Source organism: Streptomyces violaceorubidus, from assembly GCF_000717995.1.
GTDB lineage: Bacteria > Actinomycetota > Actinomycetes > Streptomycetales > Streptomycetaceae > Streptomyces > Streptomyces violaceorubidus.
In genome coordinates this window covers 627,608-648,321 of record NZ_JODM01000001.1, presented here as the reverse complement: position 1 = coordinate 648,321, position 20,714 = coordinate 627,608, and the positions used below count along the sequence as shown (strand labels likewise).

General features: G+C 65.3%; 17 protein-coding genes. 5 read left to right on the top strand and 12 right to left on the bottom strand.

The features are described from left to right. Positions 1-101: 101 nt before the first annotated feature. The gene (locus IE94_RS0103090) at positions 102-1,061 is read left to right on the top strand and encodes an AAA family ATPase (protein WP_030145795.1); all 960 of its coding nucleotides are present in this window, start codon (positions 102-104) and stop codon (positions 1,059-1,061) included. A 487-nt stretch (positions 1,062-1,548) separates the two neighbouring features. Here IE94_RS0103090 and IE94_RS0103085 read toward each other — a convergent pair whose 3' ends face one another. The 5 genes from IE94_RS0103085 to IE94_RS0103065 all read right to left on the bottom strand — a co-directional run bounded on the left by IE94_RS0103085 (position 1,549) and on the right by IE94_RS0103065 (position 11,261). Continuing rightward, on the bottom strand, positions 1,549-3,543 hold the full coding sequence (locus IE94_RS0103085) for an ATP-binding protein (protein ID WP_030145794.1): 1,995 nt from the start codon (positions 3,541-3,543) through the stop codon (positions 1,549-1,551). 165 nt (positions 3,544-3,708) lie between these two features. Then, the gene (locus IE94_RS0103080; protein ID WP_030145793.1) at positions 3,709-4,431 is read right to left on the bottom strand and encodes a M48 family metallopeptidase; all 723 of its coding nucleotides are present in this window, start codon (positions 4,429-4,431) and stop codon (positions 3,709-3,711) included. Beyond that, complete coding sequence (locus IE94_RS0103075; RefSeq protein ID WP_030145792.1) at positions 4,418-7,528, bottom strand: type I restriction endonuclease subunit R; 3,111 nt, start codon at positions 7,526-7,528, stop codon at positions 4,418-4,420. Before IE94_RS0103075 ends, IE94_RS0103080 begins: the two co-directional genes overlap by 14 nt. After that, a complete protein-coding gene (locus IE94_RS37090) occupies positions 7,525-8,715 on the bottom strand; it encodes a restriction endonuclease subunit S (RefSeq protein WP_167343934.1) in 1,191 nt (396 codons plus the stop codon). Before IE94_RS37090 ends, IE94_RS0103075 begins: the two co-directional genes overlap by 4 nt. Further along, positions 8,712-11,261, bottom strand: a complete 2,550-nt coding sequence (locus IE94_RS0103065; protein ID WP_245235158.1) for a type I restriction-modification system subunit M — start codon at positions 11,259-11,261, stop codon at positions 8,712-8,714. Before IE94_RS0103065 ends, IE94_RS37090 begins: the two co-directional genes overlap by 4 nt. Positions 11,262-11,518: 257 nt before the next feature. On the opposite strand from IE94_RS0103065, the gene IE94_RS0103060 reads away from it, so the two are divergent. Together IE94_RS0103060 and IE94_RS0103055 are read left to right on the top strand one after the other, a co-directional pair. Further along, a complete protein-coding gene (locus IE94_RS0103060; protein ID WP_157849317.1) occupies positions 11,519-12,046 on the top strand; it encodes a hypothetical protein in 528 nt (175 codons plus the stop codon). A 255-nt stretch (positions 12,047-12,301) separates the two neighbouring features. Then, entirely contained in the window at positions 12,302-12,574 is a 273-nt protein-coding gene (locus tag IE94_RS0103055) for a hypothetical protein (RefSeq protein WP_030145788.1), read from the top strand. Positions 12,575-12,850: 276 nt separating this feature from the next. On the opposite strand, the gene IE94_RS42010 is transcribed toward IE94_RS0103055, so the two are convergent. From IE94_RS42010 to ychF, 5 genes are all read right to left on the bottom strand, one after another. Beyond that, complete coding sequence (locus tag IE94_RS42010; protein ID WP_483414643.1) at positions 12,851-13,198, bottom strand: DUF7848 domain-containing protein; 348 nt, start codon at positions 13,196-13,198, stop codon at positions 12,851-12,853. Between the two features lie 264 nt (positions 13,199-13,462). Further along, entirely contained in the window at positions 13,463-14,293 is an 831-nt protein-coding gene (locus IE94_RS0103035; RefSeq protein ID WP_037921494.1) for a helix-turn-helix domain-containing protein, read from the bottom strand. After that, positions 14,290-14,835, bottom strand: coding sequence for a DUF6879 family protein (locus tag IE94_RS0103030; protein ID WP_030145783.1), 546 nt, complete (start codon positions 14,833-14,835; stop codon positions 14,290-14,292). Before IE94_RS0103030 ends, IE94_RS0103035 begins: the two co-directional genes overlap by 4 nt. After that, positions 14,819-15,010, bottom strand: a complete 192-nt coding sequence (locus IE94_RS0103025; RefSeq protein WP_030145782.1) for a hypothetical protein — start codon at positions 15,008-15,010, stop codon at positions 14,819-14,821. The genes IE94_RS0103030 and IE94_RS0103025 overlap by 17 nt, the downstream gene beginning before the upstream one ends. Positions 15,011-15,341: 331 nt before the next feature. Then, positions 15,342-16,430 (bottom strand): redox-regulated ATPase YchF, encoded by a 1,089-nt coding sequence (ychF, locus tag IE94_RS0103020; RefSeq protein ID WP_030145781.1) that lies wholly within the window; start codon positions 16,428-16,430, stop codon positions 15,342-15,344. 184 nt (positions 16,431-16,614) lie between these two features. Here ychF and IE94_RS35150 point away from each other — a divergent pair, with 184 nt between their 5' ends. Next, a complete protein-coding gene (locus tag IE94_RS35150; protein WP_030145780.1) occupies positions 16,615-17,220 on the top strand; it encodes a DUF6542 domain-containing protein in 606 nt (201 codons plus the stop codon). Positions 17,221-17,345: 125 nt separating this feature from the next. Here the strand turns inward: IE94_RS35150 and ppgK are convergent, their stop codons facing one another. Both ppgK and IE94_RS0103005 read right to left on the bottom strand, forming a co-directional pair. Further along, positions 17,346-18,086 (bottom strand): polyphosphate--glucose phosphotransferase, encoded by a 741-nt coding sequence (gene ppgK / locus IE94_RS0103010; protein ID WP_030145779.1) that lies wholly within the window; start codon positions 18,084-18,086, stop codon positions 17,346-17,348. A gap of 29 nt (positions 18,087-18,115) precedes the next feature. Further along, complete coding sequence (locus tag IE94_RS0103005; protein ID WP_030145778.1) at positions 18,116-19,150, bottom strand: 4-hydroxy-3-methylbut-2-enyl diphosphate reductase; 1,035 nt, start codon at positions 19,148-19,150, stop codon at positions 18,116-18,118. Between the two features lie 104 nt (positions 19,151-19,254). Here IE94_RS0103005 and IE94_RS0103000 point away from each other — a divergent pair, with 104 nt between their 5' ends. Next, complete coding sequence (locus IE94_RS0103000) at positions 19,255-20,670, top strand: APC family permease (RefSeq protein ID WP_030145777.1); 1,416 nt, start codon at positions 19,255-19,257, stop codon at positions 20,668-20,670. Positions 20,671-20,714 lie beyond the last annotated feature (44 nt).

Sequence of the window (20,714 nt, the reverse complement as noted above, 5' to 3'; positions counted from 1 at the left end):
CCTCCCCATTCCCGACTGACCGAAAGGAGGTCACATGATCCCGCCGCCCGGCGGGAGATCGGCGCACGTGAGCGCCGCACACGGAAGGACGGCCACCCATCATGGGAGCCATCAAGGACGAGGGACTCCAGCTCCACCAGATCGAGCGCGTCCCGTATGAGGAAGCGTTCCTCATTGGTGATCTCCTCACCACCCGGATCACCATCCTGTCCGGAGAGCCCAAAGCCGGTAAGACCCTGCTCGCCGTAGGTATGAGTACCGCCCTGCTCAACGGCGACCCGACGTTCCTCGGGCTCCCCGTACACAAGAAGCTCGACCACATCGTCTTCGGCCTCACCGACGACGGCGCGTCGGCCGAACTGAAGGAGCGCATGGACGGCGCCGTTCCCTACGACTCCGTGACCGTCTTCCCCTTCTCCGACACCGGAGACTCGTGGTATTGGGCAGGCATCTACGACGACCTCGCCCGCATCAAGCCTGGGCTTTTCGTACTGGACAACGTCATCGGAGCACTCGCTCCCGGCGAGGACATCGCGTCATCCGTAACCGCTCAGCGCCTCGTGAACAGTCTTCGACCGATCAGTGACCTCGGCATCCCGACGCTCCTCGTCACCCACACCCCCAAGGGGACTGGAGAGGGGATGAGCGTCGCATCCTCCCCGATCGGGGGGCGCGCCATGGGAGCTGCCGCCCGTGGCCTCATCGCCCTGCGCAACTCCGGCAAGCAGGGGCGGCGGCTCCAGACCGCCAGCAACCGAGCCACCGAAGAACTCGACATCCCCGTCACCGTGCGCCGCGCCTCGGCAGAGAACGAGATCCCCATCTGGGAGCGGATCGAGCCCGGCCTGAAGGCCGTCAGCCGGCCCAAGGCGGACCCCTGGGACGAAGTCCTCATCGCACGCCTCCTCGAAGAACAGCCGCAAGAGACAAGCATCAAGGCCCTTGCGAACAAGTACGCGCAGGATGCAGGCAGAAAGCCGGAGACCCTTCGCCCGAAGCTCAGCGCCGCCCTCGCTCACGTTGGCGGCAGGTGGGTTCGCCGGACTGCCGAAGCGGCGTAAGCCGTGGTGGTGGTGACGCTGCTCCCTTATGGAAATGCTCACCACCACCAGCTACCTCGCTCCGCTCGGCAAGCCTCGCTCCTCCCCCTACTTACCTAAGTACGCCAGCGCTCTGGACGCTGGCGGCCTGCGGCCGACCAGAACACAGTCCCCTGGAGAACTGGAAAGACGGGATCCTGAAAGTGATGCCCCCCCCTCAAAAGGGGGCCATCTACAGGGGCAAGACGGCTTACGCGCTGACGAACAGCGGCGAAGCCGGAAGCCTGTGCAGCGGCGAAGAAGGTCAGCCAGGATGCGGCCAAGGCCGCTCTTCAGGAAGACGGCTTGCCCGGCCTGACTTCCCCTTACGTACCAACCTCTTCGCCGCTGCCTTCCTCGGGGCCGCGGGGCGCCCCTCTCGTCAGGAGCTGTCCAGGCTCACATCCTGCCCTGACGCCGTTGACCTTCCCCGTCGCCGCCGCATACGACCGTCGGCCCAGTCCGGGCCTCACGGGGCGATGGCAGCTCCAATCGATCCGCTGTCCCCAGTCCTCGCCGCCGGCACCGTACCGTCACTGACCAGGTCCACGACCGCATCGGCGTGTTCCCTGATCAGATAGTCCATGGCGTGCTCAGTCGACGACTGGTACTCAAGCTGCTCGCTGTAGAAGCGAAGTCGCTCCTGAGCATCCTCGATGATCTCGCCCCAGGTGCGCACCCAGATTCGGTACGTGGGCTGCGTGACGGCGCATCCGGGCATCCGGTCCGGCTGGTGGGCGAGCTGGCGTAGGCCGTCTTCCATGGCATTGCCGACGAGCCAGAAGTCCCAGGTCACCTTGGGGTCCCGGAACCTGTCGTCGTTCATGACCGCCTGCGCGTAGCTGTTGATCTGTGAGAACTCGGTCATACCCAAGATGACACTCGACCTCTTGAGCTCCACCACGAGATGGTGACGTTCCCCCTTCCGCTGCCGGGCAGCACGGGACAGCATCAGATCGACGATCCCCCGGCTCCCGTCCTCCCTCAGGACAGGGGCGGGTGCCGGCGCGTCCCGGTCGAGAAGTCGACAGTGCTGTCTCAGCACCTCGTTCAGACTGCGGTCGCTGACGTGCAGTCCGTACTCCTCGCCAAAGATCCAGCACTCGTTCTCCAGAATCCGGTGCAGCTCGGTGCGCTCCTTGACCCGCCCTTTGGCCACGGGCTCGAAGACGAGGTGCTCCAGAGCTGACAGGAAGTCGAGACGTCCGGTCGTCGCTGTCGATGCCTTGATCAGGGCAGACAGCGGCGTACGGTCAAGGAGACGGCTGAGTTCCGTCTGCTCCTGCTTGGAGAGCGCGAAGAGTTCCTCGGCGATGCGCAGCACTTCACCCGGCTCGTGAGTCAGGACAGAGCGCAGAAGCGCGAAGGACACCTTCTGGGCTCTCTTGCTCGCCGGCAGGTGCCGGACGACCGCGGTCGCCACGGCGTCGAAGGTCTCGCGCTCCGCACGCTCCTGGTCGTTGGCGGGCTCGCCCGTGTACGGGTAGAAACCTTCCGCACGCCACTGGTCGACAAGCTCACGACGACGTTCGTCGGCGCGGGAACGGAAGTGCTCACGCATACGCTCCCGGGCTTCGGCCAACACCTCGGCAGCGGGCCCCTCCGGTGCCCAGTCGGCGAAGGCGAGGTCGCCGACCGAATCGTCCTCGAACCCCGACCAGGAGAGGTACGCGGTGAAGTGGAAGCCGGGAGCCTGGATCTCCGGCTTCAGCTGCGCCAAGGACATACCTCGGCCGTCACACAGGATCAGAGCCCGGGAATACGGACGCGACCATTCGATGATCTTCAGCTGGGCCGACGGGTGAGAGCTGCCCGGCGGGGCCGCCACCTCGTACGTATCGACGTGCACCTGCTCCGACGCCGGGTCAAGGCGTGTCCCGTCGTAGGTGATGCAGATGTCCGGGTAGGCCTCCAGATGGAGCGCGAAGGCGGCGGTGAGCGCGGTACGGGCGGCGTCCTCGGTCAGCTTCTGGAGGTCCTCCCCGCCGAACGCCTCGAAGACCGTCCCCGTCGCGTCGGTCGTCGGCTCGGGCTCGCTGACGTCAAACTCGTCCATGGAGCCGCGGTCGGACTCGATGACCACACGACGGCAGATCCCCTGCATCCTGCTCACGCTGGTCCAGCGCACCTCGCTGCCGAGCGCGAAGGCCCGGACTCGGCCCCGCCCGTTCTTCCCGTGTAGCACGCGCTTTTTAACCTCGCTGACCTGCGTGCGCCTCTTCCAGGATGTACCGATCTGCTCGAAATAGTCGCTGCACTTCTCCGCCGCAATACCAGTGCCGTCGTCGATCACGGCTACTCGATCGACTCCGTCGAAGTCGTTGCGCTCAAGCACGACGGTGACGTTTTCGGCGTCCGCGTCGAGTGAGTTCCAGATCAGCTCCTCGATGGCTCCGACAGGATGGCGCAGGCGGGCCAGTTCCTCGACGTGCCCCCGCCCTACGGTCAACCGAAGCTTCGCCACGAGGTCCGCACCTTTCACGTCAGCGTCATCTCTTAGGGCCTACGGCGAGGGAGGCGGAATGCTTCCCACGTCATTGTCATTGACTCGGATACCTGATGAACGTCACTCGCTGTTCTCGGGCGCCGGACGTGCGTCCACGATCGGCTCGGCCGCCAGCGCGGCATGTCACGTCCATAGCTCGTCAGCGAGCGGTGCCGCGTCCAAATCGTTGCGGCGACTGCGCCAGTCCGGCAGGAAGCTGTCCATCAGCCGGGCAAAGCGCGGGCCGTGCCCGCGTTCGAGGAAGTGGGTCATCTCGTGGACGATGACGTACTCAAGGGAGTTCGGGTGTTTCTTGGCCAGCTCAGAGTTGAACCACAGGCGGCCGGTCTCCTGGTTGCACGAGCCCCATTTGGTCTTCATCCGGCGGATGCCCCACCAGGGCACTGAGACGCCCAGCTTCGCCTCCCACTGCTCGATGAGCGGGGGGACGGCGCGTCGGAGCTGCTCTCGGCACCACTGGTCGAGCAGGTCTCGGCGGCGCTGCTCGTCGGTGTCAGGAAGCGCGTACAGGACGAGTCGGTCTCCGTCGATCTCCACATGCGGGCGTCCGGGGCGTTCGACGACCTTCAGGCGTCGCCTCACGCCCCAGATGTAGTGGGACTCTCCGCCGACCATCTCCCGTACGGACTGCCGTCGAGCCGATCTCAGCTCGTCCTGTTGCCTCCTGATCCATGGCAGTCGCTGAATGACGGCCAGCCTGACCTGGTCATCATCCATCCGCTGGGGTGCCGCCACCCGGACACGTCCCCCCGGCGGATAGACACCGATGTGCAGGTTCTTGATGTCCTTGAAGTCCACCTGGACATCGATGCCGAGGACGGTAATCCGGGTGCTAGTGGTACTCATGCCTTGCTTTCACCAATTCGAAGAGCTCGTCGAGCCGATCGAAGCCGTCAGGCAGCGCACGCTTGACCGCGATGCGCAGCTTTCGTTCCTTGAGCGGGCTCCCTGCCCAGTCGTGCGGCTTGTTGTGCAGCACGGCGAGGTCGACCTGAACAGCAAGCTGCTCATCGTCGGGGAAGAAGTCACATAGCGCTCTGCGTGCACCGTTGTCCGCCCACTTCGGGTACCGTGCGGCATCGCCCGCGTTCTTCCCGCCGAGTTCCGCCGCCGCCTCCAATAGCTTGGCGAGGTACTCCTCGTACTCGATGGCTCCGTTGCGGCGCTCCTCGATTATGGCATCGAGCAGCTGAGACATCTCGTCGAAGTACTTTGGGTTTGTCGCATGCTCCTCGACGATCACCTTGCGCATGTTGTTGGTGATAGTCGCGGCAACGGCATCGGGGTTGCTCTTGATGCCGGTCGGTAGTTTGTCGACGGCGCCGGCGCCCAGCTCGACGATGAACTGGATGAGTCCGGTGTCCTCGAAGTCGGACACGGTCCTGGACGCGTCTGCCTGGATGTAGGTGTCCAGGAGAAAGCGCATGCCTGCCTCGTACTGCTTGAAGTCAACGTCCTCGCCTGCGCCGAGCTTCACTTCGGCCCGGACATCGACGTAGTGGCGGACCTCCTTGCGGATGTCCTCGATCTCCTCCGCCGAGTACTTGGCGTCCTCCATGTCGTTCGCCAGGTTGGCGAAGGCTCGCGTCACCGCTGCGACGGCCTTGTACAGCTTGACGCGCTTGGGTTCATTGGCCTTGAGCTGTGCGGCGTTGCCCTGCTCAGCGGCGCAGAAGTACTGCTGGTACTGGAGCGTGTTCCGGGGTGGCGCGACCGGCTCGCACAGCGCGCGGATTTGTTCCAGGGCCTCGTCGAGGTCCTTTCGCCCCTTGTCGATACGGTTGCTCAGCAGGCCCTCGACGTCCTGCCGCTCGTAACCGTCGAACATCCCGGAAGTGTAGTCGGTGATGGCACCCTGGAGGGAGTTGAACAGGTCTCGGTAGTCGACGATGTAGCCGTACTGCTTGTCGTCACCGTCGAGTCGGTTGACGCGGCAGATGGCCTGGAACAACCCGTGGTCCCGCATCTTCTTGTCGATGTAGAGGTACGTGGCGCTCGGCGCGTCGAAGCCGGTCAGAAGTTTGTCGACGACGATGAGGAGGCGCATGCGGCCGGGCTCCTCTACGAACTGCCGCTTGACCTCCTTCTCGAACTCCTTGACCTTCGTCATCGCCACGTCTTCAGGTTCGTTGAAGTGGGCGGCCAACATCTTCCGGTAGATTTCGTACTTCCGGAGGTTTTCCGTGTGGCCGGCACCAGAGTCTTCCTTAGAGATGTCTCCAGGACTCGGCTTGTAGCTGGTGACAATGGCGCACTTGCCGTCGAATCCCGCCTTGGAGAACAGCTCGTAGAACTTGCATGCCTGGTAGACGCTGTCACCGACCAGCATGGCGTTTCCGCGGCCGTCCTTCAGACGATCCTTGGTCTCCATGTCCATCAGGATGTCCTGGACGATCTGCATTGCCCGAGGCTCAGAGGAGACGACCTTCTGCATCGTCCCCCAGCGCTTCTTCAGCTCCGCCTTGGACAGGTCCGTCATGCCCTTGGTCTTGGCCGCGAACCACTTGTCGACGTGCGCGGCGGAGGTAAGTCGCTGGTCGATCGCGCGTGCCTCATAGCTGAGATCAAGTACGACGCCGTCCTTGATGGCCTCGTCGAACCTGTACTCGTGGATGAAAGTACCGAAGGTCTCCATGCTCGTGGCCTTGTCGACCTTAAGCAAGGGCGTTCCCGTAAAGCCAATGAACATCGCACCGGGCAGCAGGCTCTTCATCGCGGCATGCATCTTGCCTGACTGGGTGCGGTGGGCCTCGTCGATAAAAACGAACAAGTTGCCCTTAGCCTTGAAGTCCTTCGGGACGTTAGCCTTGAGTTCCTCGATGAACTTGACCTGGGCCTTCTCGTCGTCCCCGTTGCCTGCAGAACCGCGGAACTTGTGCACAAGGGAGCAGATGAGCCACTCGGTGGACTTGTTCAGGGTGTCTAGGAGATCCGCACCGGTCTTGGTGCGGTAGATCTTCTCGTTGACGCCGTTGAAGACCTTCTCGATCTGCTCATCCAACTCTTCGCGGTCGGTGATGAGGAGGACGCGTGGGTCTTTCTGGTTCTCACGGATCCACTTCGCCAGCCACACCATCGTGAGCGACTTGCCCGACCCCTGGGTGTGCCAGATGATGCCGCCCTCGCGACGACTGATACGTTCCTGCGCCTTCTTCACGCCAAAGTACTGGTTGTGACGGCATGCCTTGCGGACGCCGGAGTCGAACACGGTGAAGTCATGGATCAACTCCAAGATCCGCTCCTTCCCGCAGAGTTGGAGCAGGGATCGATCCAGCGGACCCTCGGCGGCAGCCTCCTCCTCCTCCTCTTCCTCCTCCTTCCACTCCAGCCAGTACTTCTCAGGCGTGTCGATGACTCCGTAGCGCAGCCCTTCGACGTCATTTCCGGCAAGCACGAGTTGAACCGTGGAGAAGAACGACCGGATGAAATCGGGCCGCTGATTTCCGATGGTCTGCCGGATGCCCTCGCTCACAGCCACCCGCGAGCGTTTGAGTTCCAGAGTCACCAGGGCGAGGCCGTTGACGTAGAGCACGATGTCCGGCCGCTTTGTTTGGCGCCCGACGATCGTCACCTCCTCGACAACGACGAAGTCGTTGGCCTGCGGGTCACTCCAGTCGATGAGCCAGACGGTCTCGTACCGCTCGCCGGCTCCCGACTTGACCTTGACCCCGTAGCGCAGCAACTCATAGACGGCGCGGTTCGCCTCGTACAGGTCACGACCGCCGCCGAGCGCGGCGGCCTTCTTGAGCTGGTCGATCGCCTTACTGACGAGAGTGTCGTCATAGCCTCGGCCGCGCAGGTTTAATTCCAGCAGCTCGACCTCGATGCTCGAGTTACCCGCGCGATACTCCCAGCTGCCGAGGTAGCGGTACCCCAATTGCTCCTTAAAAAGCTGGACAACCCGCTTCTGCGCCTCGCGCTCCACCTGCCCGACATCGCTCACGCCTCTGTCTCCCCCTTCACGGGCAGGCGCTTACGTCCAGTAAGGAGCTCCTGTGTCATGCCCCGCTTCACAGCTTTCGATTTCGTAACACGAGCGTGCAGTGCTTCGATCTCCGCATCGACCTCAGTCAATACCCGGGAAATCGCACGCTGTTCTTTCAAAATCGGAATGTCCACCACTACTCGCCCCAGCGCTCGACCATTCGTCAGCGCTCTAGTCGTATAGCTTGCCGTTGATTCAACTTGCCGCCGAATCGCATCAACCTGGAAGAGATATGCGAGGAATTGAGCATCGAGGTCCCGCACGCGTGGGCGCCCTCGAAGAACGAATCCACTGAAAACCGCATCAGAGACGTGCTCGACAAGCGCTGCGGCGGTCCCAACTTCGTCGACCGTTTCTGAGGTGCGGGTAAAAAATAGGTCACCCTTCCTGGCGGAGAACCGCTTAATTTCATCGCGAGTCAAGGTCACTCGCCCAGTCACGTCGCCAGCGGAGATAACCGGACCATTCATCACATCCATGAAGTTGACAATCGGCGTACCCGACCCGAAGAACGAGCTCTCCTTATTCAGGCCATTCCTAAACTCGAGAAGCTCTCGAACCTCAACTCTGCGCCAGGGATCGGTGAAGCCCGGGAGGCGCGTCCTGCCCGTCAGCAGCTGTTGCATCAAGCCCTGCTTGATCTCACACTTCTTGTTGATCATCAGTTCCAACGAAGCGATTAGGTTGTCGATATCCCTCACCGCTCCAGCAATCCGACGCTGCTCCTCGAGGGAATCGGGCCACGCAATCTTCACATCATTGAGGATCGACTGAGTGATCAGCGGGAGGTCGTTCTTGTTCTTGACATCGTTCAGTCGCGCCGCTTCCAAGGCAAAGGCGAGGAATCGAACATCCAACAGGCGCTTGAACCGGCGCGCATACAGTGCGTTATCGGTGATCCACGCCGGCCCATCATTTCGATACACAACGCCGCATTTCTGACCCACCCGACCAAGGATTACCGTTGGCTGATCAACCATCGCCAACGAGGTATAACCCGCAATTCCGTTGCCACCATAGACAGGTACGGGATGTGATCCTGAGCGGGCAGACAGTCTCGCAACACTGATCAAATCTCCAGACCCGAAGACCGCGATGTCCGAGATCGCAAGACTGAGCCACTGATCGGCTCGCGCCGCGCTCATTTCACTACCCCCATGTCGGCAAGGTGACATGCCACTTTGTTTTCGAGTTTCTCTAGTTGGCCGTTGAGGGCTTCAACCGTGTCAGAGTAGCGCTCGCCAAGTTGTTCGATCCGGCTAACCAATGCAAAGGTTAGCGAATTGGCGACGCAAGCAACGCGACCCCTGATCGTCGAATGCCATTTGTCATCAAGGACTAGCTGCTTAATGTCAGGCTCAGTGAGGTCTCCGTACTTCTTGAGGGTCGCGAGATCGATGGCGGCCTGGGCCTCTTTGGCCGCCTTCTTCGCTACCGCCTCCGCGTTGTACAGATCGATCAGATGCGACAGGGCTGCCACCTCCTCGGCATCCGTACCCTCGTGCCGCGCCTTTTTCAGGCGGGCCGAAGCAAGAGCCTTATTGATCTTTTCGTCGTCCATCGCTTCCGCCAGGAGCCCGCCCTCAACGGCATGCTCCTCGACGTACTCCTCGACCAGGCGGCTCGCCTCCTCCCATTCCGACATGAGCTCATCGACCTCAGCGCGTTCCCTGGCGAAGTAACGCTCAACGATCAGATTCGGCGGGAGGAGGTCCATCTTGTACTTCTCAGCGCTACGCCCCGTACCCGCCACTAGGTCCGGGATCTCGGAGAGTTTTCGATCCTTGTCCACCACGATCTTGCGCGGCTTAGCGGATGCGAGCCAGCCGTCGTTCATGACCATGAAGACGTCATCGTGCATGACGTCGTGCCAGTACGTCATGAGCTGTTCGTAGACGTCGTACTCGTCCAGCAGAGGTACTGACTTGAAACGGGCCAGCAGGTCGTCACCGAGGGCGGCGATGAGGCCATTCGGCCGAGTCGTTTCGTCGATCTCTTCGAGTTTCTTGCGATGGGTGGCGAACCACTCAGTAATGATCTCCCGAGCCTCTTGGGTGAATTTCTGGAACTCGGGGGAATCAAGAGCCGCCTGCTGAACCTTGCTGGCATCGATGGTGAGGTCGCTATAGCCAGGCCGGTTCGGCTGGAACAGCTGATCTCGCAGCTGCGGGAAGGCATCCCAGTAGCCGTTGAGCGCGTCGAGATCGCGATCCGGGATGCCGCCGTGCAGATGTGCGTGAAGGTCCTGGATGTCCTCGGGTTCGGAGGAGTCGATGTAGCGGGGGATGTTGAGGTTGTAGTCGTTCTTCGGGTCAGCGATCTCCGACAGCAGGACCATGCGCGAGTAGCCGTCGATCGTGGTCTGCTTCGTGAAGACGTCGACGATCTTGTGGATGTCCTGGCTGCGCAGGCGGTTCTTGTTGCCGTCCTTGATGAAGCCCTTGGACGCGTCGATCATGAAGACGCCGGTGCGGCCGGCGGCGTTCTCCTTGTCGAGCACGATGATGCAGGCGGGGATGCCGGTCCCGTAGAAGAGGTTCGCGGGGAGGCCGATGATGCCCTTGATGAACCCCTGCTTCAGCAGGCGCTGACGGATGTCGGCTTCGGCGTTACCGCGGAAGAGCACTCCGTGCGGGAGGATGACCGCCGCCTTGCCCGTGCTCTTGAGCGACTTGAGGATGTGCAGGAGGAAGGCGTAGTCGCCGTTCTTCTCCGGTGGCCGACCGTACTCAAAACGGCCGTACTCCAGCTCTAGGCCGTTGCTCCAGGACTTGAGCGAAAACGGCGGGTTGGCCACCGCGAAGTCGAAGGTCTGGAGCACGTTCCCGCTGGTGAACTGAGGGCTGGTGATGGTGTCGCCCTTGAGGATCACGTGTTCCGCCGCGTACCCATGCAGGATCATGTTCATCTTGGACAATGCCCAGGTGGCGTTGTCCTTCTCCTGGCCGTAGATCGAGATGCCGCGTGAGGTCTCGTCTGCGACCTTCAGGAGGAGTGAGCCGGAGCCACAGGTCGGGTCGTAGACCGTCTGGTCCTGGCGGGTGTCCTTGGTGATGCCGACCACCTTGGCCAGCACACGGGATACTTCGGCGGGGGTATAGAACTGGCCCTTACTCTTGCCGGACTCCGTGGCGAAGTGGCGCATGAGGTACTCGTAGGCATCGCCGAGGAGATCGTCGCCTTCGGCCCGGGAGCCTCGGAAGTCAAGGTCGCTGAAGATCGTGACCAGCTTGGACAGTCGGTCCTGGATCTCCTTGCCCTTTCCGAGCTTCTCCTCATCGTTGAAGTCAGCGAGGTCGATGACGTTACGCAGGTCGTTCGCTTCGGCCAGCCGACTGATGATCTTGTTAAAGCGGTCGCCGATCTCCTTGTCGCCCTTGGCGGCGACCATGTCGTCGAAGGAACCACCGGGCGGGACGTCGATGAGACTGTCGGGGTCGGCCTTGGCCTTGTCGGAGACGTACTTCACGAAGAGCAGCGTGAGGATGTAGTCCTTGTACTGGCCGGCGTCCATCCCGCCGCGCAGCTCGTCGCAGCTCTTCCAGAGCGAGCTGTACAGGTCTGTCTTCTTGAGGGCCAAGGCTCTTCTTCCCGGTATGTCATGGCGGTCGCGCGGGCCGCCAACCCTGATGCCTGCGGCGTGACGCACGTCGCGCGGGCGTTTCCAGCCGTCGATGCGAGTTCCACGCAAGCGGCAGCTGAGTCCACGCGGGAAGCGTAGTGGAGGATTCGGCCGAGCTGCCCTGTATGGGAAGAGAGGCACCTCGCGGCCGTCACCAAGCAGAGCCGCCAGGCGGGCGGGCCTCAGAGCGAAGACGACAATCGGCTGCGGCGGCCAAGGATGCACCTTCGCGAAGACGAGAAGACGTACGAGCTCCACAGAACCTAATCGGTCAATGTCAGACGATTGCCTGACAGGCGAGGGATGGGTCCGGTAGATCTGTGCCCGTGACTGACTCCATGCCCCCTGATGACGGCGAGCCCACTTCCTTCCGCGAGAAGGCCAAGGACTGGGTCGAGAAGGGCAAGGGCTGGGCCGAGAAGCACCCGAGGACGATCCGCTTCGTCAAAGTCGCGGGCGTGGCTGCGGGCATGGTCGCCGTTGTCGTCCTCGCGCCGCGCAGTACAGATGAGGACGCAGACGAGTTCCCCAGCTATGCCGAGGGTTCCGCAAACGCCGAGGACGTCAAGGGTGCCGCGGAAGTCGAGGGTGTCGCTGACCAGGAGCAGCCCTCCGCCTCCGACGGGACGGACAATCCTCGCGACTCCGCCAAGAACCACCTGCGGATTCTCCACCCCGGCTGGAACGCCAGCGAGGAGAAGAAGGCGCAGTACAAGGAGGAGACGGGGGAAGATCTGCCTGCCGGCACCACCTGGGTCTCTCCGAAGTCCGATGCAGACGATTCCCCGGAAGGCGAGGACCCGGGTGCGGATGACTCCCCAGAGGACGAGGACTCGGGCGAAACAGCAGCCTGAGCGCTTAGGTGCAGGTCGCCGCGGCCCCCATTCTTGTGCAGTGCCAGCGCAGGCCCTGCAGAGCGCTCGCCCCGACGCTGATCTGCGGAGATGCATGTGCTTGCCCCTGTGAGGGCAAGGCTGTCGTCACCCCTGGAACCGTGGCAGAATCCGAGCTGCTAAGACGCGGCGGACTGGAGCACAGGCCCAAAGGGGTCACACCCCACCCCCTTCGCTCTCTCCCGGTTCTCCGCCACCACCTCTACGATCCGACCCATGATCAAGCTGTCGTGGGCGCTGATAGCCCAGCACGTGGATGACTGGACCGGCGACGACACAGCAGAGGGCGCGGCCGTCCTCGAAGCGAGAGTGGGGGCCGTGGTGGACGCGAGCGGCATGAAGCCGGAGACGATCCAGCATTGGCGAACGACCTTCCTCGCGCCCGTGATCGAGTCTCTGCGCACTGAGGGGACAGCGGCTCTCGCACGGGGCGAGTCCTGGAGCAAGGCAGCTGGCCCTTTCCTGGCTTGTGCCTCCCCTGCGAGCTGACCTCAGCAAGGGGAGAGGCAGGCACCTGTCGCCCATGAAGGCTCTCCGCAGCAGCTCGCGCGGACCAGGCCCCGGGTCACACTCCCCAAGGGCCCTGTGGCGTATCCGCGTGAAGCTTGCCTCTTCCGTCTCGCGCCGCCGCGATCACGGAAGGAGCAGGCGCCTCGTGGGCCTCGTCTTCAGGGAAAATCCCGAACCGCCGAAGCATGGCTCGGACCCACTGGTCGTCTCGCTCGGGCGCCTTGGCCAGCTCGCTCTCGATCCACTCTTCCTTCGTCATGAACGTCCCTCCTGGCTCGCATCGCCCAGTGACTCCGTGCGGCGATTGTCACGTACGACCGACGGCCTCCGTAGCTGCCTTCTGGCGGGGTCCTCGCCACTCGACAGAACGAGCCCTGCTTCGGTGCCGTCCCTCGTCACCATGGCGAACGAGGTGCACACGCGGCGGAAGCCTCTGTGTCCGCTGCGTCCGGTGTGTCCCATGCACTCGACGTCCACGGCTGCCCCGTCCTCGGACGGATTTGCCATCCACGCGCAGTGGAGGCACTCGGCCTCGAACGTCACGTCGGTGTCTGGGTGCTGGGTGATCCGATGCGTGACGTACCGCAGCACAGCGCGGGGCATTACTCGCCCCCGTGCGCGTCCCGCAGGTGTGCGCGCAGGGTCACGTTCATGTCGGACACCTTGGAGTAGTCCCAGACCGACCCGGCGTTGGCCCGTTGTACCGCGAGGCCGAGGCAGTCCCGGCAGCCCGGGACGGGTTCCGGCCGTGCCGGCGGTAGGGAAGAAGCAACCGGCTCCGGCAGCGTCGACGGTTCTCCGTGCATCTCGTATGCCTCCCCGCATCTCGTCGAGAAGGCCATGGTCAGCCGGTCCGAGGGGCCGAAGCTAGGGCGTTTCCCGTTCGCGCAAGAACACGTCCCGGATGCCCTCGACTAGGTCGCGCATTGGGTCCCCGGCAAGGGACACGGAGGCGAAGCGGTCGAACTTCTCGACGTACAGGGAGACGTCCCGTGGGTCGGTGACGACCACCTCGGCGTGTGTCGTCTCGACCGTCACCACACGGTCGTCCCGGATGACGAAGGAGTGACCGGGCACGTCGCGCTGCGGCGCGTCGAGGGGGACCACGCGCACCTCCACGTTCGGCAGGCGGGACACCGACACGATGCGGTCCAGCTGGCCCGCCATCATCGCGGGCGGAAGGAGACGCCAGCGCAGGACGGGTTCCGTAACCACGAAGTGCAGGGCTTTGCTGATGTCGTACAGGACGCGTTGCCGCTCGATCCGGGCGGAGACCGTACGGGAGAGCTGTTCGTCCGTGAGGCCCTTCGGCTCCAACACTGCCCGGATGTACTCGGGCGTCTGGAGCAGACCGGGAACCAGGGACGGCTGGAAGAGGCGCAGGAGCGTCATCGAGGACTCCAACGCCCTGATCTGCTCCTGCTTCTTGTGGTAGCCCATTCGCCGAAAGAGGCGCCATGCGGTTGCCTCTGTGGCCTGTGCGCGGGCTACAGCGAGGTACTCGGCCTTGATCTCCGGGGACACGTCCAAAGCCGTGAGGATGCGTTCCACGTCCGCCGTCGCCGGGGCGACACGGCCGTTCTCGATCTTCGACAGCTTGGCGGTCGACATGACTGTGCTGCGGGCGACGGCCTTGGCCTCCTTGCCGGACGCCTGCCGCAGCGCCCGCAGCGCGGCGCCGAGTTCTGCCTGATTCACGCTGCTCCGTGCTTCCCCCACCACTCGGTGAAGGGCACCGACATGGCCAGGGCGACACTTCGATACGTCGCGTACTCGGACTCCTCGCCCGTGGGCAAGGCCTCCGGTGCCGGGACGAACGTCGGCCCGCTGAACGCGCCGTTCTCGTCGTAGTTGAGCACCACAGGCTCGCGGCCGTCGAAGAGCCAGAAATCGGGCACACCCTCCAGCGGATTCGGGCGGTCGGTCGTGTCGAGGATGTGGAACTCCTCACCCGCCGTCATGTTCGTCTGGTAACCCCAGCTCAGCTCGTAGCGGAGGTACGACGTGAGCGGGCGGGACAGGACGTGGACGCGCACCATGCGCTTGCCGCTCTCCGTCGCCTTTCGCACGGTCTCCAGCCAGTCTGCGTTGTAGTCGGCGGGCTTGGTCTCCCCCGCGAGGAAGGCACGGAAGGCGGCAGGGTTGCCCGAGTTGCTGTAGTCGTCGAGGGTCTCCAGCCGGAACGCCTCCTCCTGGAAGGTGGAGAAGCGGGCAGCCAGGTCGTTAGATGCGCTGATCACGGATTGCCTTCCGGATGAGGTCCATCGGGATTTCCACCAGGGATTCGCCCTCCGGCACGTCGAGACCGTGTCCCGTCGGCACGCCTCCCTGCACGATCAGGGTTCCTTTGTCGGTCGCATACAGGGTGGGACAGTCCCCGTTCTCACAGGTGGTGGCCAGCTTCGTCAACCTCATACGGCGCCCCCTCGTTCCCGTGCTCCGGTGTCCCGTTCATCGTTCCCAGCTGGCGGCCTGCACAACAAGAGGTTCGGGTTTCCAGAACGGGAAACCGGTCCGCCGTCGCTTCGTCCGGGTCAATCCCTTCGGCTGTCCTCTCCTCTCCCACCGGAGCCCCAGGTCAGAGCTTCTGAGAGTCGCCGCCAGGGTCAGCACCAAGTCAGCACACGACCCGGAAACAGCCTGAATCCGCAGGAGAAAACAGGAAGAGGCCAGACCCAAAGATCTGGCCCCTGACCTGGGGTTTCCTACCCTGACCAGCCACTTCGACCGATCAAGGAATCAGGCGCTACACGTTGAACCTGAACTCCACCACGTCCCCGTCCTGCATCACATAGTCCTTGCCCTCCATGCGCGCCTTGCCCTTCGCGCGGGCCTCGGTGACCGAGCCCGTCTCGACCAGGTCGTCGAAGGAGATGACCTCCGCCTTGATGAAGCCCTTCTGGAAGTCGGTGTGGATGACACCGGCGGCCTCGGGGGCGGTGGCGCCCTTCTTGATGGTCCAGGCGCGGGATTCCTTGGGGCCGGCCGTCAGATAGGTCTGGAGGCCGAGGGTGCGGAAGCCGACGTGGGCGAGGGTGGCGAGGCCGGGCTCGTCCTGGCCGACGGACTGGAGGAGCTCCAGGGCCTCCTCCTCGTCCAGCTCGGCGAGGTCCGCCTCCAGCTTGGCGTTGAGGAAGATCGCCTCGGCGGGGGCGACCAGGGCACGCTGCTCGTCCTTGAAGGCGTCGTCGGTCAGCTCGTCCTCGTCGACGTTGAAGACGTAGAGGAAGGGCTTGGTCGTGAGGAGGTGGAGGTCGTGGAGGAGTTCCGCGCGCTCGGTGCCCTGGAGGATGCCCTGGGAGAAGAGGGTGTCGCCCTTCTCCAGGATCTCCTTGGCCTCCTCGACGGCCTTGACCTTGGGAGCGACGTCCTTCTTGATGCGCGACTCCTTCTGGAGGCGCGGGAGGACCTTCTCGATGGTCTGGAGGTCGGCGAGGATCAACTCGGTGTTGATCGTCTCGATGTCGTCCTTCGGCGAGACCTTGCCGTCGACGTGCACGACGTTCTCGTCCTTGAAGGCGCGGATGACCTGGCAGATCGCGTCGGACTCGCGGATGTTGGCCAGGAACTTGTTGCCCAGGCCCTCTCCCTCGCTCGCGCCGCGCACGATGCCCGCGATGTCGACGAAGTCGACCGTGGCGGGGAGGATCTTCTCGGAGGAGAAGATCCCGGCCAGCTTCGCCAGGCGGGGGTCGGGGACGCCGACCACGCCGACGTTGGGCTCGATCGTGGCGAACGGGTAGTTGGCCGCGAGCACGTCGTTCTTGGTCAGGGCGTTGAACAGGGTCGACTTGCCGACATTCGGCAGACCGACGATTCCGATCGTGAGCGACACGTTGCGACTTCCCGTACGTGAGATGCGGAGGGCGGGTGGGATGGGGCAGGCCAGGCAGGGGCCGATCCACCAGTCTACGGGGTGTGCCGTGCCGGACCCGCTCGGAGTCGAACGCTTGGCCAAGGCGCGCCCGACGGCGTGTCTGTCGGGCTATTCGGCACATAAACCGACCTAAGTTGGTCCAGTGGAGCAACACAGGACGCGACCTGCGCAGTACGGACCGCGACGAAGCCGGGCGCCGCTGCCCGCTCAGGGCCGGGGCGGTGCCGCCGCCGCGCGGGCCCCGGTGGGCCGGGTGGCCGGGCGGCCGGCGGGACGGCCCGCGGCCCCGGCACGCCAGGCCCCGGGGGCGGGTTCACCGGTGGCCAGGGCCGTGCGGGCCCTGCGCGGGATGCCCAATCCGCGGTTGACGGGGCTCGGCAGCGGTCTGTTCTGCCTCGCCGTGATGACCCTGCTGGGGTTCCTGGACGAGCTGCTGTTCGGCTCGTCCCTGACCGTGTACGGGGTGCTGTTCGTGCCGGTGAGCCTGCTGACCGCGCTCTGGGTGCGCCGGGGAGACCTGCTGACCGCCCCGATCGTCGTGCCGATCGCCTTCGCCGTGGGCCTGGTGCCCGTGGCGGAGAGCGGGGACGGTTCCGCCGGACGGCTGATGGGACTCGTCACCGCGCTGGCCACGGAGGCCGGGTGGCTGTACGGCGGGACGCTTGTCGCCGGGTCGGTCGTGATCGTCCGCCGGATCCGGCTGGTGCGGCGACGGGCCGCCGCCCGGAACCGTCCTCCGGCCGCCTGACGGCTCCCTGGCAGCGGGCCCTCGCGGGGCGCCCTGGCAGCTGGCCCTTGCGGGGCGCGCTGACAGCGGGCCCTCACGGTGCGCGCTGGCAGTGGGCCCTCACGGTGCGCCCCCAGCGGCCCCGCTCAGCCCGCCGCGCGCATCGCCGCGCCCACGATCCCCGCGTTGTTCTGGAGCTGGGCGGGGACGATCTCCGCCTGGATGCCCTCGATGTGCGGCAGGAACTTCTGGGACTTGCGGCTGACACCGCCGCCGATGATGAACAGCTGGGGCGAGAACAGCATCTCGACGTGCGCGAGGTACTTCTGGACCCGGTGGGCCCAGTGCTCCCACGACATGTCGTGGTCGTCCTTGACCTTGCTGGAGGCCCGCTTCTCCGCGTCGTGGCCGTCCAGCTCCAGGTGGCCCAGCTCGGTGTTGGGGACCAGGACCCCGTCGGTGAACACCGCGCTGCCGATCCCGGTGCCGAAGGTGAGCAGGATGACCGTCCCCTTGCGGCCGCGCCCGGCGCCGAAGTGCATCTCGGCGACGCCCGCCGCGTCCGCGTCGTTGACGACGGTCACGTCCAGCCCGCCCAGCCGCTCGCCGAACAGGGCCCGCGCGTCGGTGTCGACCCAGCTGCTGTCGACGTTGGCCGCTGTGCGCACCGTCGCGCCGCCCGTCACCACGCCGGGGAAGGTGAGGCCGACCGGGCCCGTCCAGCCGAAGTGCTCGACGACCTCCTTGACCCCGTCGGCCACGCCGTCGGGGGTCGCCGGGTGCGGGGTCAGCACCTTGCAGCGCTCCTGGGCCAGGTCGCCCCTGTCGAGGTCCACAGGGGCGCCCTTGATCCCGGATCCGCCGATGTCCACGCCGAAGATCTGCATGGCCCTACGTTACGACGGACGACTGACGGTCACGCCCCGGGTGTACCCGTGCTGCCCGCGGCCCCCGCGCCGCCCCGCTCCGCCACCAGGGCCGCGGCCTCCTCGCGCAGGTCGCGGCGCAGCTCCTTGGGCAGCGAGAAGGTGATCGACTCCTCGGCGGCCTTGACGATCTCCACGTCCTCGAAGCCGCGCCGCGAGAGCCACTCCAGGACCTGCTCGACCAGGACGTCGGGGACGGAGGCGCCGGAGGTGACGCCGACCGTGGTGACGCCGTCGAGCCAGGACTCCTCGATCTCGTCGGCGAAGTCCACCAGGTACGCCGCGCGGGAGCCGGCCTGCTTGGCGACCTCGACCAGGCGCTTGGAGTTGGAGGAGTTGCGGGAGCCGACGACGATCACCAGCTCGGCCTCGGCGCCCATCTGCTTCACCGCGAGCTGGCGGTTCTGCGTGGCGTAGCAGATGTCGTCGCTCGGCGGGGAGAGCAGCTGCGGGAATTTGTTCTTGAGCGCGTCGACGGTCTCCATCGTCTCGTCGACGGAGAGGGTGGTCTGGGAGAGCCAGACCACCTTCGACGGGTCACGGACCTCGACCTTCGCGACGTCCTCGGGGCCGTCCACGAGCTGGATGTGGTCGGGGGCCTCGCCGGAGGTGCCGATGACCTCCTCGTGGCCCTCGTGGCCGATCAGCAGGATGTCGTAGTCGTCGTTGGCGAAGCGGACGGCTTCCTTGTGGACCTTGGTGACCAGCGGGCAGGTGGCGTCGATGGTCGCGAGACGGCCGCGCTCGGCCTCCTCGTGGACGACGGGAGCCACGCCGTGCGCGGAGAACATCACGATGTTCCCCGGGGGGACCTCCTCGGTCCGCTCGACGAAGATCGCGCCCTTCTTCTCCAGGGTCTGGACGACGTACTTGTTGTGGACGATCTCGTGCCGGACGTACACCGGAGCCCCGTACTGCTCCAGGGCTTTCTCGACGGCGATCACGGCGCGGTCCACACCCGCGCAGTAGCCACGGGGGGCGGCGAGCAGGACACGGCGGCCAGGCGAAGCAGTCATGGCACCCATCGTAAGGCCGCGTTCGGCGGGTCAAAGATCGCGTGGGTGCGGCGTTGGCGGGGAGACTGGCGGGAACGTCTGGAGACGGAGTCCGAGGCGCCCGCGGAGGAACGATGTCGCAGAACGGACAGAACGGTACGACGGCCCCGGGGGCCGGTGCGGAGCAGCAGCTCAGGCGCAGTCTGGGCTTCAGGGACCTGGTCGTCTACGGCCTGCTGTTCATCGCGCCCATGGCGCCGGTCGGCGTGTTCGGCACGCTGGACGCCAAGTCGCACGGCGCGGTGGCGCTGGTCTACGTGGTCGCCACGGTCGCGATGGCGTTCACCGCATTCAGCTACGCGCAGATGGTGCGGGTGGTCCCCCAGGCGGGATCGGTGTTCGCCTACGCGCGCGCGGGGCTCGGCAACGGGGCCGGGTTCGTCGCCGGATGGATGGCGATGCTGGACTACGTCCTCATCCCGGCGGTGGCCTACCTCTTCTCCGGCATCGCGATGGAGGCGCTGGTCCCGGAGGTGTCGCGGTGGGTGTGGACGGCGATCGCGGTGGTCGTCACGACCCTGCTGAACCTGTGGGGGGTGCGGGCGGCGGCCCGGGTGGGCTTCCTGGTGCTCGCCATGGAGATCGTCGTACTGATCGTCTTCGTGGCCACGGCGATCGTGGTCCTGGCCCAGGACGGGGCCGAGCGCGACTGGCTGTCGCCGCTGTCGGGCGACGGCACGCAGGGGGCGTTCGCGCTGTCGGCGGTGGTCGGCGCGGTGTCGGTGGCGGTGCTGTCGTACCTGGGCTTCGACGCGATCGCCACCTTCGCGGAGGAGGTCACCGGCGGCTCGGCGAAGGTCGCGCGGGCGCTGCTGTTCTGCCTGGCGCTGGCGGGCGTGCTGTTCGTGGCGCAGACGTACCTGGTGGCGCTCCTGGAACCGGTGTCGTCGGCCCAGCTGGCGGCGGAGCCGGAGCGGCAGGGATCGGCGTTCTACGACGCCGTGGACGCGTCGGTGGGCACCTGGCTGCACGACCTGGTGGCGGTGAGCAAGGCGATCGGCGCGGCGTTCGCGGCGCTGGCCGGGCAGGCGGCGGCCGGGCGGCTGCTGTTCGCGATGGGCCGCGACCGGCGGCTGCCGGGGGTGCTGTCCCGGACGGACGCCGGGGTGCCGCGCGTGGCCCTGCTCGTGTCGGCGGTGATCACGATGGCGGCGGCGGTGTGGGCGGCGCGCCGGGACGACGGTCTGGACCACCTGGTCTCGGTGGTCGACGTCGGCGCGCTGACCGCGTTCACGCTGCTGCACGCGAGCGTGGTGGGCTGGTTCGTGGTCCGCCGCGGCGCGGGCTCGGTGAGCTGGTGGCGGCATCTGCTGGTGCCGGTGCTCGGCGCGGCCATCACGATCGCGGTGATCGTGGAGGCGTCGGGGACCGCGCAGACGGTCGGGGCGATCTGGCTGGCGGTGGGTCTGGTGGTGCTGGCGGCGCAGTGGAGGGGCCGGAGGGACAGGGACCGGGACGGGGGCCGGGAGGGGGACGCGGTGGGCGGGTGACGGTGGGCGGGTGCGAGGGGCCCCGTTGTCGGACCCGGCCGTTA